Below are 15,864 nucleotides of genomic sequence, written 5' to 3'. Positions count from 1 at the left end.
CGTCAGGGCATCGGCGCAGATGGGAGGTTCTTGGCGGCTGGCCCTTGGATGACGGTGCCCTCGGTGGTGAATCTGGAGCCGTGGCACGGGCAGTCCCACGTGGCGTCGGAGGTGTTGAAGCCGACGGTGCAGCCCAGGTGGGTACAGGTTGCGGAGACGGCGTGGACCTGCCCGTCCGCGTCTTTGTAGACGGCGGTGCTCTCGCCGTTGACTGTGATGACTGTCCCCTCTCCCGGCGACAGGTCCGAGTGGCCGGGCGGGCGGCGGAGCTTGCTGGCCAGGACAGCTGACACGGTTTTGAAGTTCTCCTCCGCGAACCGTTTCGCGCTGGCCGCCGGGGTGAACCGGTTGCTGTTGAACACCGAGGCCCAGGGGTTTTCCCGGCCGCTGAGTGTGTCGGCAAGGATGAGGGCGGCAGCGGTTCCATTGGACAGGCCCCATTTGCGCAGGCCGGTGATCACGTACACGTGTTTGGCGGTGGGGGACATGAGTCCGGCGTAGGGCAGCCCGTCGAGCGGGATGCCGTCCTGTGTTGACCATCGGTACGCGATCTTGTCCACACCGAGGCGGTCGTGGGCGAAGGTGGCGAGTCTGCGGTAACGCGCGGCTATGTCGCCGGACTCGGACACGCGGTGGCCTTCGCCGCCGGTGAGCACGTAGTTTGTGCCGTTGACGCTGGTGGTCAGAATGGATCGCATCGGTTCGTCGGCGCTGATGAACGTGGCGTCCAGCGGTGGTCTGTCCACGCGTCCGGCTACGAGGTAGGAGCGGTGCGGATGAGACCGAAGGTAGAACAGGCCCTGGCCGCCCCAGGGCACATTCGTAGCGACGATGATGCCGCGGGCCCGGACGGTGCCGTGTTCGGTATCGACCACGGCTGGGGAACCATCGTGGACCTGCTGCGCCCGGGTCTCCTCGAAGACGAAGCTGCCCTCACCGTTGACCGCGCGGGCGAGACCCTGGAGGTATTTCACGGCATGGATTTGCGCCTGTCCGTCGAATCGGACCGCACCCTTGACCGGGAAGGGGAGCGGCACGTCGGTGGTGAAAGCGGCGGGCAGGCCGAGGCGGGCGGCAAGGTTGGCTTCGGCGCGCACGAGGCTGAGCGCGTCGTCGGATTCGGCGTAGGTGTAGTTGGCGACGCGGCGGAAGTCACAGTCGATGGCTTCGGCGGCCACGAGTTGCGCGACGTGTTCGACTGCGGCCTGGTTGGCCTCCCCGTAGATACGCGCGGTGTCGTTGCCGTGTCGGCGCGCAAGTTCCGTGTAGGCAAGGCGGTGAAGGGAGGTGACCTTGCCGGTGGTGTGGCCGGTGACGCCGGTTCCGACGCGGGCGGTCTCGATGACCGCGACGGTCCGGCCGGTGCGTTTGAGTGCCAACGCGGCGGTCAGCCCGGCGACGCCAGCCCCGATAACCGCGACGTCCACCTCCAGATCCCCGCGCAGGACAGGATAATCGGTGGTTCCGGCGGTAGCGACCCAGAGGGAGCGGGGTTCACCTTCCGGCCGTCCACCGTTCGATGCGTCATTCACTGCGTCACCTCAGGATCACCCGGTACTGCTCGGCTGTGTTAAGGCTGCGTCAGCAGCAAGCCGACGCCGAGGGACTGACGGCGACCGTCCCGAGGATTTTCTACTCCAGGGGACGGCCGCCGTCGTCGGTTTCCCACAAACCGTGGCGCTAGGAGGTGCTTCCTTTCGTCTTCTCCATGGCATCCCTGCCCAGCCAGAGGCCCAGGCCGATCATGCCGAGTCCCAGAACCAGGTGCAGCCAGTTGTCAGCAGTGTTGAACGGGACGAAGTTGGCAGCCGCGTTCGTGTCGATGACCAGGCCGTAGATCCACAGGACCAGGTACACGATGCCGCCGCCGAGCAGGAACCAGCGCGCCATCGGGTTTGTCCGGGCCATTGCGATGCCGGCCACACCGAACAGCAAATGCACGATGTTGTGCAGCACTGACACTTGGAAGACGCCAAGGAGCATGGCCCCGGACTCATGTCCCGCGAAGGTCATGGCGCCGTAATTGGTGGTGATTCCCGGGATGAACCCGAGGACTCCAACCAGCAGGAAAACTGCACCGATACCGATGGCGGTGTTGTGAAGTGTCAACCCCATCATGTGGTGTTGGGCAGGGTGCGACGCGGTAGTCATTTTGTCTCCCTTTCACGCTGGTTGCCGGCTCTTCAAGTGGAGAGCCGGCCTTGCGGCGAGGAGTCGCAGGAATCCTGCCGACGCCCACATCGTACTCCGGAAAACCGCGTGTGGGCAGGGGTAACAGTCCTTTGGGGCCCTCACCCAGGCGTTGACCGCCGCGGCCATCTTTCCCAGACGTCGCCGTCGCTGACATGCTGGTAGCGTGACTTCGATTTTGACCGAACCACCCCGTACCGCACTCACCTGGAAACTGGTGCCAGCGGTCCTGCTCTCGGTGTCCGGAGTGCTGCTATTCGGCGTCGAGAATGACCTCATGGGCTACGGCGTGCTTGCATTGAGCTTGGTCACGGCCGCAATCATCGACCGCGAATTCCTACGGCACCTCGCGCTGATTGCGGCGGGAATGGTGATCATCAGCCTGGTTCCGCTGAACGCTGATTTGAGCATCCCGCACATTGCCCTGATGGGTGGAGCCCTTGCGTTGGCCGTGCTGCTGCCGTGGCTGGTGTCCCGTTTCGTCTACTGCGAGAGGATCATCAAGTTTCCGGTGAACACGGGCCGCAAGTGGCCGTTGAGCGCAAAGCTGTACCTGATCGCTGTTGTGGCCCTCGGCTACCTCATCCTGCCGGTCTACCTGATCCGCACGGACGTGTATCAGAACTGGCCGGACGCGTCCGACCCCACTATCTTCTGGCGGCTGTTTCTCGGCGTGAATGCGGTTGGAATCTGGGACGAGCTGTTCTTCATCTGCACCACGTTCACGCTGCTCCGGCGGCACTTCCCGGACTGCCTCGCCAACATCCTGCAGGCCGTGGTCTTCTCGTCCTTTCTCTGGGAGATCGGCTACATGGCCTGGGGACCGCTTCTTACGTTCCCGTTCGCGCTGCTGCAGGGATACACCTTCAAGCTGACCAAGTCGTTCACCTATGTTGTGACGGTGCACTTAGTCTTCGACTTCGTGCTGTTCCTCGCACTGGTGCACGCGCACAACCGCGACTGGCTGCCGATCTTCTTGTATTGAGGCCACGTGCATGATCTGGGCGCACAGGCCTTCGTGAAGGCTTTCGATCCGCAGCCTGGCCCGCAGGTCTGCATCTTTCACATGGCCCTCATCCCGGCCAGATGCGCGCACGCGTCCCACAAGCGCCTCCGGGCTTCGGGGTCCGATCCCATTCCGGGCGTCGGGAGCTCCTTGCGCTTGGCCCACAGCTTTCCGGAGACTCCCGCTGTTTCGCGTGACGTGGCGAGCCAGAGCGGTGTATCCGCCGCCTTTTCTGCCGGTGCTCCGAACGTGTTCGTGATCCAGCGGAAAGGGCCCCCGACGTCCTGCAGCAGCGTCGTGTTCTTGACCAGCCCCGGATGGACGGCATTGGCGACCACGCTTGAGCCGCGGAGCCGCTCAGCAAACTCCTGCGTGAGCAGAACCCGGGCCAGCATTGTGGGCGGCGTCGAGCGAAGGTAGCTGTACTTGCCGCTTGACGTCTGGAGGTCGTCGAAGTCCAGCCTGGCATTGCCATACCGGGACGCGATGTTGACGATACGGGAATTACCGGGTGGTGCGGCTGCGCGGCGCGTGAGCGCGTCCAGCAGCAGGTTGGTCAGGAGGAAGTAGGCCATCACGTTGGTGGCGAAGGTCAGGTCAATTCCATCGCGCGTTACCTGGCGCTCCTTGCGGAACACCCCCGCTGCGTTGACCAGCACGTCGAGCCGGTCGTGGCGGGACATGAAGTCAGCCGCCGCCGCATGGATCGACGGCTGGTCAGAGAGGTCACAGACCAGCGGTTCGAGCATGGCGCCCGGAACCAGTCGGCGGATGCGCTCCATCGCCTCGCTCGCCCGGGTTGCTGATCGCCCCACCACGACCACCAATGCACCCTCTCGTGCAAGGCCGGTTGCCACAGCGCCACCCAAGCCGCCGGCGGCGCCCGTCACCAGTGCCACGGTTCCATCCATGGATGCCATCGCCTCGCCTCCTGACGCGTTGCCATCTTGTCGTAACGATGAGGCCGCCGTGGAGCCTGGGATTCCCGGCGCCATCCCTCGACCAGTCAAAATCGCAACACACGCCAGCCGGATTGACCAGACAACTTCCTTACACCACCCGCCGTAGCGGCCTTTCGCCCAACCGCACCGTGAGTTCCTGGCCCCAGGATGCTGTCAGCCGGCGCTGAGGGTCCGCCGGCGCCGGCAAGGCACGCCCTCCGAGTCCTGCCCGCCATCAAGGCGTGCAGTCACGGTGGCAAGCCCCTCGCTTTTCAGCCGCTCCGACCCGGCCGGGGAAGCCCGGCGGCTCATGCGCCCGCGTGACTGACGCCCACTAGCGACGGGGGAGCGTGGGATCCCGCCGTGGCCGTGGCTTCACCAGCCGGCCGACGGTACCAACCGCGGCGTTGCGGATTCCCGAGCCGGTATCCATCATGGCGAATTGACCCATCAGGTGCGAGGCCAGGACCAGCCGCCGCGTTCGAGCCCTGCGCTCGTGATCGAACAGGGCAAGACCAGCCTTGACAGACGTGGCCTGCGCCATGGACCGTCCCAGGGTGGCTCCATCAACGATGGCCTCGCAGGCGCCACGTCCAAGGAACGGCGCCATTGCGTGGGCGGCGTCGCCCACCAACACTGTGTTTCCGGTGATGAACCGTCGTAGCTTCGGCGCCTCGAAAAGGCCATGATGCAGGACGGTGTTTTCTTCGATCCTGTCAATCAGCTCCCGCACGCCGCGATGCCAGTACCCGAATTGGTCCACTATGTGCACCAGATGTGGTCCTTCAAACGTCTGGCTGGCGCGGATGCATGCATACCAGTTGGTCGCATCAGGACCTGCCGGCGTGATGCCGAACAGTGCCCCGGGGGCCCAGGTCTCGCCGTATCCGGCCACGGCGCCCTTGACGGTGCCCCGCCATGCGACGGCTCCAAGGGAACGGGCGTGGAACCGGTCACCGAACATCCGCTGCCGGGTGCGGCTGAACGTGCCGTCTGCGCCGACCACCAGCTCCGCATCGTCCAGCTGTCCGGGGTCGATGACCTGCGTGTTGAAGGTGATATCAATGTCCCGGGCAAGCGCGGCGAGCAACGCGGGCCGGGAGACCAGGTTCACGTCGGCGCCCCCGGGGGCTGTCAGCAATGTCCGCCCCGCCGGCGTCCAGAGCCGGGTTCGTGCGCTGGCGGCGATATGTGCCCAGCCGTCAGTGCGGCTTGGGGCGTCAATACCAATGTCGGCGAGGGCCTTCATCGCGGCCGGCCACATGCCCAGCATGGTGCCCGAGGTCGGCAGGGCCGCAGCCTGCTCCAAAACAGTCACTGACCAGCCGTGACGCTTCAGCGCACGTGCCGTGCTCAGGCCGCCGATTCCCGCACCGATGATGACAGCTGAATGTCCCACGCCTCAAGGGTACCGACCCCACGCACGCAAGGCCGCCGGACCTGCGAGGATTGCTCTCATGCGTGAAGTTGTCGTCCTCGGCACAGCCTCCCAAGTCCCGACGCGGACCCGCAACCAGAACGGGTACCTGTTGCGGTGGGACGGCGAGGGCCTGCTTTTCGATCCCGGCGAAGGGACCCAGCGGCAGATGATCCGTGCCGGCGTGTCGGCCTCCCAGATTACGCGCATTTGCCTCACCCACATGCACGGTGACCACTGCTTCGGGCTACCCGGCGTGCTGTCGCGCATGGCTCTGGACGGCGTGAGCCATCTGGTCCATCTGCACTATCCCGCTTCGGGTGAGGATGTGGTCCGCGCGCTCGTAGCCATCAGCACACCGGGGATTGACCTGAAGCTTCACCCGCATGGTGGTGCGGGAACGATCTCACCTGGCCTTGAGGTCCGGCCGCTGCGGCACCGCATAGAGACCTATGGCTACAGGCTGACTGAACCCGACGGTCGCAGTCTCCTCCCGGAAAGGCTGGTGGCGGCAGGCATTTCGGGTCCGGCCGTCGGACGCCTACAGCGCGACGGAAGCCTAGCAGGCGTACGACTGGAGGACGTGAGCGTTCCCCGTCCCGGCCAGCGCTTCGCCTTTGTCATGGACACGGCACTGTGTGCCGGTGCCGAGGAACTGGCCGACGGCGTCGATCTCCTCGTGGCTGAGTCCACCTTCAGCGACGACGACGCCGATCTCGCCAAGGAGTACGGTCACCTCACTGCGGGGCAGGCGGGAGGGTTGGCGGCCAGCGCCGCCGTCGAAACGCTTGTCCTCACACACTTCTCGTCGCGATATGGCGACGACGTTGCGGCGCTCGCCGAGCAGGCCAGGGCCCGTGCCGGCGAGGCGGCCGTGGTAGCGGCAAATGACCTGGACCGGATCGCTATTCCCAAACGGCGGCACAGGTCCTAAGCCAAGTCAGGACGTGGATATGCCCTCGACAGGGCGTGAGCACTGGACGCTCGCACCGAAGGAAACCGCGCCGCCTCGTGGTGCGGAACTCAGCTTCTGGTAAATCCGCGGCTGATGCAGTGGAAGGTCGAAAAGACCGTTTACGCCTGACCGTCCGAAAGCGTCTTGCTCCTCAGAGCGGGGCGCTTTCGCGCAGGCAGCGGTCCTCTGGGTCAATGGCGCCCATGATGCGTTTTCCTATGCTCCCCAGCTGGCGCGACTGCGCCTTCGTGAGGGGATCAAACACGAGCGCCCGGACTGCTTCCACGTGCCCCGGAGCGGTTTGGGTGATTTTCGCCCAGCCCTCGTCGGTGAGCGTTGCCAGTGTGATGCGTCCGTCGGAAGGATCCGTGGAGCGATGCACCCAGCCCCGCTTCTCCAGCCGGCTCACAACCTGGGACAGTCGGGAGAGCCCAGACTCGGTGAAACCCGCGAGGTCGCTCATCCGGCGTGTGCGGGCCGGAGCTTCAGACAGGCCGGCAAGGACCATGTACTCGAAGTGGCTTATCCCGGCGTCCTGCTGCAGCTGGGCGTCCAGGGCTGCGGGAAGCTTCATGATCACAGCGACCAGCGTCAGCCAGGCTTCGCGTTCCTCGCTGTTCAGCCATCGCGGTTCTTCGGCACGTTCCATAGCGGGAGTCTACGCTTTTACTTTACGAATGAAGTTTTGTGTCGCTCAAATCACTTGCATCGTGAAGTAATAGACGATAGCTTTTACTTCAACATTCAAGTACTTCCTGTCCCGACCGTCCTGAGGAGCCCAGATGACCGTTATGTCCGAGACCGTCGCGCGGCCATTCGAACAACCGGCCGCCGTCCGCAGCCAGGTCACCGTTCCGCTGCGCTTTCCTGACGGCTTCACGGCCACCGCCGAGATCATGACGTTCCATGGACTGGCCGACGGCAAGGAGCACCTGCTGCTCGCGCTCGGCGAATGGGAGCAGACGCTCCTGGACCAGGGCGCGGAAGGTACAGCGCCTTTGGTCCGGCTGCACAGTGAATGCCTCACGGGCGACGTGTTCGGCAGCGAGCGCTGCGACTGCGGACCCCAGCTGCGCGAGGCAGTCGAGGAGATTGCCGCCGTCGGGGGCTTCCTGCTGTACGTCCGGCAGGAGGGGCGCGGCATCGGCCTGTACTCCAAGCTCGACGCCTATGCCCTGCAGGACACCGGACTCGACACCTACGAAGCCAACGTTGCCCTGGGCCGCGGCGAGGACGAGCGGGACTACAGCGCCGCCGCCCAGATGCTCGGCGCGCTTGGCGCCGGCCGGATCCGCCTCCTCACCAACAACCCGGACAAAGTGGCGCAGCTGACCGCCCTCGGCGTTGACGTCTCGGAGCAGGTCCCCACCGGGGTGCACCTGTCGGAGGCCAATCACCGCTACCTGGCCGCGAAGCGCAGCCATACAGCGCACACCATCGACCTTCCGGCGGAGATCCACTCTCGGGAGACCCTGCCGGCAGAGATCATTCCATCCCATGACGAGCTGCTGGCCCGTGTGGATGCCCTCGTTCCCCGGCTGCGGGAGCGTGCCGCGGAAACCGAGGAGATCCGCCGCATTCCGGAAGCCACCATGGCTGAACTGAAGGCGGCGGGCGTGTTCCAGATGCTTGCGCCGAAGGCCGTGGGCGGCTTCGGCATGGGGCTGGAAACCTACGTGGAGGTTGTTCGCCGCCTTGCCCAGGGCTGTGTCTCCACGGCCTGGAGCGTCGGGCACCTGGTGGAACATGTCTGGATGCTGGCCCGCTGGCCGCAGGAAGCCCAGGACCAAGTCTTCGCCACCGGGCCGGCGCCCTTGGCTGCCGCCACCGGCGCCCCTCCCGGTAAAGCAGAGAAGGTCCCCGGCGGTTACACCGTCGCGGGCCGCTGGAGCTTCGCTTCCGGCATCATGCACTCCGAGTGGGCACTCCTGGCCGTGCAGCACGGTGACGTCCGCCTGCAGTGCCTGGTCCCGGTGTCCGATCTTGAACTCCTGGACGTCTGGCACACGGCCGGCCTGCGGGGGACCGGGAGCAACGATCTCCGGACTGAGAATCTCTTTGTCCCGGCGCACCGCGCCCTGGAGTGGAATCTCCTGGCCGCCGCTGACAACCCAGGCAGCCGCATCCACCCGGATCCGAACATCCACATCCCCATGGCCACATTCCTGAACATGGTGGCCCCGGCTGCCGCATTGGGCGCCGCTGAGCACGCCTTGGAGGTGTTCCAGGACCTGATGATGGTGCGCAAGGTCAAGCAGACAACGCAGGCGCGGCAGGCGGATTCGCCACTCGCTCAGGCCCGGTTCTCGCAGGCCTACGGGCAGGTGGCCACCGCGCGGCTGCACTGGCAGGAAGCCGTCAGGGTGGTGGCCGCTTCCAACGGCCGGCGGCCTGTCGCTTTCACCGATGAGGAGCGGGCGCGGTACCGGCTGTCGCTGGGTCTCAGCGGCGCGGCGTCGGCCGAGGCTGTCCGCCTCATCCTGACGGCATCCGGCGGGAGTGTGCACCGGCTGACGCACCCGCTGCAGCGGATCCAGCGCGATGTGAACGTTCTGCTCAACCACGCCTCGCTGACCATGGATCCCATTCTGGAGCAGGCTGGCCGCGGACTGCTGGACCTCGGGTTTTCCATCCCGGCCGGGCAGTTCTAACCGAGGTTCGGGACCCCTTGCAGGACTGCCGCCTTCGGAGAAGGATATGAGCCTCACTCGAGGAGGCCAGCCATGGTCCAGCTTGGAAAGTTTGAACGGTACCTGATCGAGGAATTCTTCGACGACTACCGCGCCGGCGCAATGACGCACCGCACCTTCACCCGCCGGGTCGCATTCATCACGGGAAGCATGGCGGCGGCATCGGGCGCGATGCTGCTCGTCGGATGCACACCCGAGGAAGTCCCACGCAGCACGGACCCTATGCCCACACCCACGCCGTCATCGTCGACGGCGGGCCCCGGCACCGCTTCTGCCGGTGCTGTCCCGGGAGCCAAAAGTCCGCTCTCCGTCCCGGAGGGCACCGCGGGGCTTACGACGGCGACCGTGCGGTTCCTGGCCGAAGGAACCGGGATCAGTGGGTACCTCGCCCGGCCCGAATCCGGAGCAGCCGGCCCTGCCGTGCTGGTCTGCCACGAGAACCGCGGCCTGACCCCGCACATCCAGGACGTTGCCCGCCGCTTTGCCAAAGCCGGGTACGCGGCGCTGGCCCTTGACCTGCTCAGCAGGGAAGGCGGCACCGCCAGCCTTGACTCCGACGCCGTGTCGGGTGCACTGACCCGAGCCGGGGCACGGCGCCATGTCGCTGACTTCGCCGCTGCCTTTGGCTACCTTCAGGCCCAGGACTTCGTGGACTCCGGACGCATCGCCATGAACGGGTACTGCTTCGGCGGCGGCATCACCTGGCAGGCGGCAACCGAGCTGGCCGGACTGAAGGCCACCGCCGCGTTCTATGGGCCGGCGCCGGACCTGAACAAGGTGCCGGCCATCAAGGCGGCGGCGTTCGGCGTGTATGCAGAACGCGACCAGCGGATCACCGGTGCCATGCCGGCCCTCCGGGATGCCCTGGACGCCACCACAGTGACGCATCAGCTCACCGTTTACCCCGGCGTGGACCATGCCTTCCACAACGACACCGGCGAGCGCTACAACGAAACCCAGGCCACGGCCGCCTGGAACGACACCCTCGCCTGGTTCGGACAGCACGTCTGAGGGGTGACGCCAGTACGTCGGATCTGAGTAGCGCTATCTGACGTTTTGAGCCTCCAGAACGACAGATAGCGCTACTCAGCTGGGAGGGCGGGGCGCTCACCCGCGGCCACGGGTAGTCTTGAAGGATGAGCACCGCAATCCCACTAACGCTCACCTTCGGCGGGCGTTTCGCCCGCGAACTCGAGGAGCTGGCGGTTCCCTGGCAGGCGGAAGAAGCACCTGACCCGCAGCTGCTGGTCCTGAACGAGCCGTTGGCCGGCGAACTGGGCCTGGACCCGTCGTCCCTGCGGACGCCCGAGGGAACGCGGCTGCTCATCGGCAACCAGATTCCTGAAGGTGCCACACCGGTGGCCCAGGCCTATGCCGGCCACCAGTTCGGCGGCTACTCACCCCTGCTTGGCGACGGGCGGGCCCTCCTGCTGGGGGAGGTAACGGACATCCACGGGCAGCTTCGGGACATCCACCTCAAGGGCTCCGGCCGGACACCCTTCGCCCGCGCAGGTGACGGTCAAGCCGTCGTCGGTCCCATGCTGCGCGAGTACATCGTCAGCGAAGCCATGCATGCCATGGGCATCCCCACCACGAGGTCCCTCGCCGTGGTGGCCACGGGCCGGCCCGTCCGCCGCGAAACGATGCTGCCCGGGGCGGTGCTCACCCGGGTGGCGAGCAGCCACCTGCGCGTCGGCAGCTTTCAGTTCGCCCGCGTCAACGGCGAGACGGACCTTCTGCGCCGCCTGGCCGATCATGCCATCAGCCGCCATTACCCGGACGTGGCGCTCGCCGACAAGCCCTATCTCGCGTTCTTCGAGGCGGTCATAGCCGCGCAGGCGTCCCTCGTGGCGCAATGGATGCTGGTGGGCTTCGTCCATGGCGTGATGAACACCGACAACATGGCCATCTCCGGCGAGACCATCGACTACGGTCCCTGCGCGTTTATGGATGCCTTCAACCCCGGCGCGGTCTACAGCTCCATCGACGCGGACGGACGCTACGCCTACGCCAACCAGCCGGTCATCGCCGAATGGAACCTCACCCGGCTCGCCGAAGCACTCCTGCCCCTGCTCCATGAAGACCAGGACCAGGCCGTGGCGCTCGCCGTTGAATCCCTCGGCGCCTTCCGCGCCTTGTACAGCGCTGCCTGGTCAGCCGGCATGAAGTCCAAGCTTGGGCTGCGCCCGGACGCGCACGACGACGTCGCGTCGCCTCTGGTGGACGGCGTGTTGGCGCTGCTCCAGGACGGCCAGGTGGATTACACGTCCTTCTTCCGGAGCCTCGGCTCGGCGGCCCGCGGCACCCCGGAAACTGCGCGGTCCATGTTTGCGGACCCGGGCGCCTTCGACGCCTGGGCCGCACGGTGGCTGTCCCTGGCGCCGGACGCGGACCTGATGGACCGGGTCAACCCCGTCTACATCCCCAGGAACCACCTGGTTGAAGAGGCTCTGGACTCGGCTATCGCGGGCGAGCTGGACCCATTCAACCGGTTGGTGGACGTCCTGGCCGATCCGTACACGCGGCGCCCCGGGCTGGAACGCTACGCCGGCCCCGCCCCTGAAGACTTCGGGAGCTACCGGACCTTCTGCGGGACCTGAGCGAACACCAGGGATGGACGACGGCGGCGCGCGGCTGGGTGCCGCCCGCGGCCGTCGAGCATGGTCGGATCACGCTACGCGGACGAAGGACGCTCCGGCGAGCCAGCTGATGGAGTGCACTTCGGTTTTGTAACCGTCCACCCCGCCACTGACAACCTGGCCGTTGCCGGCGTAGACGCCCACATGGCCGGCCGTGATGACCAGATCCCCTGCGGCCGGTGTGCCCACCACCGGGCCGTACTGGAAGAACTGGCCGGGAGCCAGGTCACCCACGCTTTTACCCACCGAGCGCAGCGCCTTCTCCACCATGGCGGTGCAGTCCTGCTGGATGCCGAGCTGGGAGTTGGCGGAAGCCAGGATGGCCGCGCCCAGCGAGCCGGCCGGAGCCTGGGCCACCGGGGCAGAAGTGGAAGCCGGATAGACGCCGGTGTTGGCCGGCGCGGTGGGGGCTGCTGCTGCCTTCGCCACTGGAGCGGGAGCGGTGTAGCCGGCGCCCGGGATCTGGATCTGGTCGCCGGGGTAGATGATGGTGGTCATCGTCAGGCCGTTGACCGACAGGACGTCGTTGAGGGCAACGCCGTAGGACGCGGAAATCGCACCCAAGGTGTCGCCGGACACGATGGTGTAGACGGTGGCCGCAGCTGCCGGAGCAGCCACGGGAGCTGCTACCGGAGCGCTGGTCTGGCCCTGAACATGGACGGTCCCGGAATTGTCGGGTCCGTGGACGCCGGCCTGTGCGGGGGTGCCTACGCAGAAGAGCAGACCGGATGCGGCAACAGCAACGAGTGCAGGCCGGCCGAACGTCAATGCGCGGGCTTTGGCCATTGCGGACGGGCCGACGGGGACGGTGGAGCGGACAGGAGTCGCATGATGGCGTGCGGCAGTGAAGTTCTTTGACACGGGTGATCGCCTCTCCCATGCCTGCGGGGTGAGCTGTCGGGTTCGGGTCGGAGACACCCGGCCGGTTACGGCTCCGCACGGGACGGAGCGATACCGGCTTAACCCCAAGGCTTCGAACGAAAGCCGTGGAAACGCGGTTCCCCCGTCCCTGCCAGTGGAATGCGCTGGGGTCCCGGTCAGCGGCAGGGCTCGGCATACTGACGGGAATGTCCCGGCTTGAGCCAGGTCACGGGATGACCATAACTTCCAATTATCGGCAATGTCACATTCCGGTAACGGAATGTAGGCGTGAAATCCGCCCGTGCTTCTGCCCGGGTTTTCTCGCTCCTCGGTAACGATGTTGCAGGTCAGGCCCCATAATCCGTATATGCCCGGTAAGCTCACCAACTATGTCCCGGATTGCTCAAAAAATGAGGCTGCCCGCCCTCGCCGGCCTGCTGGCGGTCGCCCTGGTGGGGTCGGCTGCGCTGCTTCCCTCGCATGCCGCCGACGACGCGCCGCCTGGCGGGTATCCCTCGTGGCAGGACGTCCAGAACGCCAAGCAAAGCGAGGCCGGCAAAGCGGCAGAAGTCACCAGGATCAATGGGCTGCTGGGCGGTCTCCAGACTGAGGCAGAGGCGCTGGGCAATGCGGCCGTAACGTCCGCCGCGGAGTACGCCAAGGCCGAAGCGGCACTTCAGGCCGCCACTTCCACTGTGGACGTACTCACGGCCCAGACGGCACGCGCCGCGGCCGAACTGGGACAGTACAAGAAGGAAATCGGTGCCCTGGCGGCCCAGTCGTACAAGACCGGTGGAACCAACATGGGTTTCTTCGTTGCCCTCGACGCCGTGCAGAACAACAGCATCCAAGGCCTGAACATCGTCCAGATCGTCAGCGATAAGACTGCCGCCCTGGTCAACAAATCCGCAGCCGCCGAACGCATTTCCCGTGCCCTGGCCGAGCAGGAGCAGGCGGCCAGGGCCGAGCGCGAGCGCCTGTCCGGCGAAGCCAGAACCAAGCTCGACGCCGCCCAATCCGCCCAGCAGGCCATGTCCCGGCAGATCGCGGAGCAGCAGGAGCGCGGCCAGGAACTGACCGCGCAGCTGGCCTCCCTCAAGGGCACCACCGCTGCGGTGGAGGGGGAGTTCCGGCAGGGCCAGGTGGCCTTGGCCGCATACGAAACGGCGCAGGCCGCCAAGCGGGCCGCGGCGCAGGAACAGGCACGCCAACAGGCGGAGGCGGCAGCCAGGGCGGCGGCCCTCGCCGCTGCCCAGAAACCGGCTCCGTCCCCACCTGCTGTACCGGGCGTGCCCGCCCCGCCTCCAGTCCCGAGCCCGACGCCGGTCCCGCCGCCCGTCGTCGTCGTGCCTTCCGTGCCGGGAGGCGCTGTCAACGACCCCGCCGGCGCAAAAACCTACGCGGCCGGGCAGTTGGGCGCCTACGGCTGGGGCCAGGACCAGTTTCCGTGCCTGGCGTCGCTGTGGACCAAGGAGTCGAACTGGCTGACTACCGCCACCAACCCGTACTCGGGCGCATACGGCATCGCCCAGTCGCTGCCGGCCAGCAAGTATGCCAGCGCGGGAAGCGACTGGCTCACGAGCTACCGGACCCAGGTCAATTGGGGACTGTCGTACATCGCTGACCGCTACGGGTCACCGTGCGGCGCGTGGAACCATTCCGTGGCCAACAACTGGTACTGACCTGCCGGGGACGGCAGCCGGGTCATGTTCCCGGGGCCTTGGCGAATTCCGCGGCGCTGAAGAATTCAATGCCGACGAAGGCTTCGTCGCCGTCCACCCAGGCGTCATGCCCTGGTGGAATGGTGTAAGAGTCGCCGGCGCTGATGCTGATCCGGTTGCCATCGGTGGTCTCGACGTTGAGGGCACCGGCAACGCAGTATCCGACGTGGTTGTTCTGGCAGGACTCGGTCTGGACCACCGGCTTGATGCAGTCCGACCAGCGCCAGCCGGGACTGAACGTCAACCGGCCAACCGTGTAGTCGCCCAGGTTGACGACATCCACTTCGGTTTTCTCCGGCCGGCGCTTCTCATCCGGTGTGTTGTGGGACTTGACTGCCAGTTCTGTGACGATGTTTGTAGGCATGACACGCAGACTTTCTCTGTTGGTTTTGTGTCCGGCAGCTTTCTGTCCCTGGCTGCCAGACCGCATCTGAGGCGCTTACGCTTGCCAGCATCCTCCCGCCGGCGGCGCTTGTCGAGACCCGAACCACTAGGCTTTTCCCATGCCCGATTTTGAACGGTTCCGGGTTCTGCTGGAGGAAGAGCGCACCCGGAAACTCGCGCTCCTCCCCGCCCTCCGTGCGGACATTTCGTCGGCCAACGCCGCCCGCCAGGATTCCAATGTGGATGACGAGCACGACCCCGAGGGTTCCACCATTGCGTTCGAGCTGTCGCAGGCCTCGGCGCTCCTGAAGCAGAGCAGTGCGGGACTTGACCAGGTGGACGCTGCCCTGGCGCGGATTGCAGCGGGCACGTACGGAACGTGCGCCGTGTGCGGGGACCCCATCGCGGAGGGACGGCTCGAAGCCCGCCCGTCGACGCCGTTCTGCATCCTCCACGCGGCCACCGGTAGGGCGCAGTGAATGAGCGTGTGCAGGAGGCTGCCGGCTTCATCGACGCCACCCTGCAGAATGAGGGCGCCTGGTACCGGGCGGAAGACGTGGAGTCCCGGGTTGGCGGGGCACTGGGATCCTACGGATCGTCGGTGGGAGCCGTACGCGGCACCATCCGCGACGCCGGCAGGAAGTTCAAGGACCTTGGCCACGATGAGGTGACCGCTTTGGCATCTCTCCTCTGGGGCCGGCCCGGTCCCGGCAGGCGGCCGGTCTATGAGAGGCGGCTCGCGGCCGTGGTGCTGCTGCAGTCCCGGGTGGCCCTCCTCCGCCACTCTGACCTGACCCGGCTGGAGGGCTTCATCAGAACCGCGCAGACCGGTGAGCTGGTGGACCCCCTGATTGCCAACGTTGTGGTTCCGTTGCTGCAGGCACTGGGCGAAAGCGGCCGCCAGCGCGCCGACGTCGTCATCACCCGCTGGCACCGGGACCCCGACGATGCGCTGCGCCACGCTGCCCGGCTCATCGCGTCTCAGGGACCTGACCTGCAGCGTATTTCCGGGAACCGCGACGCGGAACGCGACTGACCCCTGTTCCGCGGTCCCCGTCAG

At 66.3% G+C, this 15,864-nt stretch carries 15 protein-coding genes and 1 riboswitch; of the genes, 8 read left to right on the top strand and 7 right to left on the bottom strand.

From position 1 onward, the window contains the following. Positions 1-2 precede the first annotated feature (2 nt). On the bottom strand, positions 3-1,532 hold the full coding sequence (locus tag ASG77_RS01880) for an FAD-dependent oxidoreductase (protein WP_056340452.1): 1,530 nt from the start codon (positions 1,530-1,532) through the stop codon (positions 3-5). Between the two features lie 148 nt (positions 1,533-1,680). Further along, positions 1,681-2,151, bottom strand: a complete 471-nt coding sequence (locus ASG77_RS01875; protein ID WP_056340449.1) for a DUF4383 domain-containing protein — start codon at positions 2,149-2,151, stop codon at positions 1,681-1,683. Positions 2,152-2,356: 205 nt separating this feature from the next. Here ASG77_RS01875 and ASG77_RS01870 point away from each other — a divergent pair, with 205 nt between their 5' ends. Further along, positions 2,357-3,175, top strand: coding sequence for a CPBP family intramembrane glutamic endopeptidase (locus ASG77_RS01870; protein ID WP_056340446.1), 819 nt, complete (start codon positions 2,357-2,359; stop codon positions 3,173-3,175). Between the two features lie 77 nt (positions 3,176-3,252). On the opposite strand, the gene ASG77_RS01865 is transcribed toward ASG77_RS01870, so the two are convergent. Both ASG77_RS01865 and ASG77_RS01860 read right to left on the bottom strand, forming a co-directional pair. After that, complete coding sequence (locus ASG77_RS01865; protein WP_235564235.1) at positions 3,253-4,116, bottom strand: SDR family NAD(P)-dependent oxidoreductase; 864 nt, start codon at positions 4,114-4,116, stop codon at positions 3,253-3,255. Between the two features lie 355 nt (positions 4,117-4,471). Further along, positions 4,472-5,536: an FAD-dependent oxidoreductase gene (locus tag ASG77_RS01860; protein ID WP_056340443.1), complete on the bottom strand. Its 1,065-nt coding sequence runs from the start codon at positions 5,534-5,536 to the stop codon at positions 4,472-4,474. Positions 5,537-5,594: 58 nt separating this feature from the next. Between ASG77_RS01860 and ASG77_RS01855 the strand changes: the two genes are divergently transcribed. Continuing rightward, entirely contained in the window at positions 5,595-6,488 is an 894-nt protein-coding gene (locus ASG77_RS01855) for a ribonuclease Z (protein WP_056340440.1), read from the top strand. Positions 6,489-6,660: 172 nt separating this feature from the next. On the opposite strand, the gene ASG77_RS01850 is transcribed toward ASG77_RS01855, so the two are convergent. Continuing rightward, the gene (locus tag ASG77_RS01850; RefSeq protein WP_056340437.1) at positions 6,661-7,158 is read right to left on the bottom strand and encodes a MarR family winged helix-turn-helix transcriptional regulator; all 498 of its coding nucleotides are present in this window, start codon (positions 7,156-7,158) and stop codon (positions 6,661-6,663) included. Between the two features lie 133 nt (positions 7,159-7,291). Between ASG77_RS01850 and ribA the strand changes: the two genes are divergently transcribed. From ribA to ASG77_RS01835, 3 genes are all read left to right on the top strand, one after another. Then, positions 7,292-9,160, top strand: coding sequence for a GTP cyclohydrolase II RibA (gene ribA / locus ASG77_RS01845; RefSeq protein WP_056340434.1), 1,869 nt, complete (start codon positions 7,292-7,294; stop codon positions 9,158-9,160). Positions 9,161-9,232: 72 nt separating this feature from the next. Continuing rightward, positions 9,233-10,210 (top strand): dienelactone hydrolase family protein, encoded by a 978-nt coding sequence (locus ASG77_RS01840; protein WP_056340432.1) that lies wholly within the window; start codon positions 9,233-9,235, stop codon positions 10,208-10,210. A gap of 125 nt (positions 10,211-10,335) precedes the next feature. Beyond that, positions 10,336-11,799 carry a protein adenylyltransferase SelO gene (locus tag ASG77_RS01835; protein ID WP_056340429.1) on the top strand — a complete coding sequence of 488 codons (1,464 nt, stop codon included), beginning with the start codon at positions 10,336-10,338 and terminating at the stop codon, positions 11,797-11,799. A gap of 69 nt (positions 11,800-11,868) precedes the next feature. Here the strand turns inward: ASG77_RS01835 and ASG77_RS01830 are convergent, their stop codons facing one another. Then, the gene (locus ASG77_RS01830) at positions 11,869-12,699 is read right to left on the bottom strand and encodes a LysM peptidoglycan-binding domain-containing protein (protein WP_056340426.1); all 831 of its coding nucleotides are present in this window, start codon (positions 12,697-12,699) and stop codon (positions 11,869-11,871) included. A 3-nt stretch (positions 12,700-12,702) separates the two neighbouring features. Further along, a riboswitch (cyclic di-AMP (ydaO/yuaA leader) is annotated at positions 12,703-12,875 on the bottom strand. A gap of 234 nt (positions 12,876-13,109) precedes the next feature. Between ASG77_RS01830 and ASG77_RS01825 the strand changes: the two genes are divergently transcribed. After that, on the top strand, positions 13,110-14,381 hold the full coding sequence (locus ASG77_RS01825) for a lytic transglycosylase domain-containing protein (RefSeq protein WP_235564233.1): 1,272 nt from the start codon (positions 13,110-13,112) through the stop codon (positions 14,379-14,381). A 22-nt stretch (positions 14,382-14,403) separates the two neighbouring features. On the opposite strand, the gene ASG77_RS01820 is transcribed toward ASG77_RS01825, so the two are convergent. Then, positions 14,404-14,784 carry a cupin domain-containing protein gene (locus ASG77_RS01820; RefSeq protein ID WP_056340420.1) on the bottom strand — a complete coding sequence of 127 codons (381 nt, stop codon included), beginning with the start codon at positions 14,782-14,784 and terminating at the stop codon, positions 14,404-14,406. A 139-nt stretch (positions 14,785-14,923) separates the two neighbouring features. Between ASG77_RS01820 and ASG77_RS01815 the strand changes: the two genes are divergently transcribed. Both ASG77_RS01815 and ASG77_RS01810 read left to right on the top strand, forming a co-directional pair. After that, the gene (locus ASG77_RS01815; protein ID WP_056340417.1) at positions 14,924-15,283 is read left to right on the top strand and encodes a TraR/DksA family transcriptional regulator; all 360 of its coding nucleotides are present in this window, start codon (positions 14,924-14,926) and stop codon (positions 15,281-15,283) included. 8 nt (positions 15,284-15,291) lie between these two features. Next, a complete protein-coding gene (locus ASG77_RS01810) occupies positions 15,292-15,840 on the top strand; it encodes a DNA alkylation repair protein (RefSeq protein ID WP_056340413.1) in 549 nt (182 codons plus the stop codon). The last annotated feature ends 24 nt before the right edge of the window (positions 15,841-15,864 follow it).

It is taken from the genome of Arthrobacter sp. Soil762, from assembly GCF_001428335.1.
Lineage (GTDB): Bacteria > Actinomycetota > Actinomycetes > Actinomycetales > Micrococcaceae > Arthrobacter.
This window is presented reverse-complemented; position numbering and strand designations above follow the sequence as displayed.

What these genes read in the sequence shown, in the direction of transcription:
- ASG77_RS01875 (WP_056340449.1), bottom strand. Translation starts at nt 2,151, where the DNA reads ATGACTACCGCGTCGCACCCTGCCCAACACCACATGATGGGGTTGACA.
- ASG77_RS01865 (WP_235564235.1), bottom strand. Translation starts at nt 4,116, where the DNA reads ATGGCATCCATGGATGGAACCGTGGCACTGGTGACGGGCGCCGCCGGC.
- ASG77_RS01855 (WP_056340440.1), top strand. Translation starts at nt 5,595, where the DNA reads ATGCGTGAAGTTGTCGTCCTCGGCACAGCCTCCCAAGTCCCGACGCGG.
- ASG77_RS01850 (WP_056340437.1), bottom strand. Translation starts at nt 7,158, where the DNA reads ATGGAACGTGCCGAAGAACCGCGATGGCTGAACAGCGAGGAACGCGAA.
- ribA (WP_056340434.1), top strand. Translation starts at nt 7,292, where the DNA reads ATGACCGTTATGTCCGAGACCGTCGCGCGGCCATTCGAACAACCGGCC.
- ASG77_RS01840 (WP_056340432.1), top strand. Translation starts at nt 9,233, where the DNA reads ATGGTCCAGCTTGGAAAGTTTGAACGGTACCTGATCGAGGAATTCTTC.
- ASG77_RS01835 (WP_056340429.1), top strand. Translation starts at nt 10,336, where the DNA reads ATGAGCACCGCAATCCCACTAACGCTCACCTTCGGCGGGCGTTTCGCC.
- ASG77_RS01825 (WP_235564233.1), top strand. Translation starts at nt 13,110, where the DNA reads ATGAGGCTGCCCGCCCTCGCCGGCCTGCTGGCGGTCGCCCTGGTGGGG.
- ASG77_RS01820 (WP_056340420.1), bottom strand. Translation starts at nt 14,784, where the DNA reads ATGCCTACAAACATCGTCACAGAACTGGCAGTCAAGTCCCACAACACA.
- ASG77_RS01815 (WP_056340417.1), top strand. Translation starts at nt 14,924, where the DNA reads ATGCCCGATTTTGAACGGTTCCGGGTTCTGCTGGAGGAAGAGCGCACC.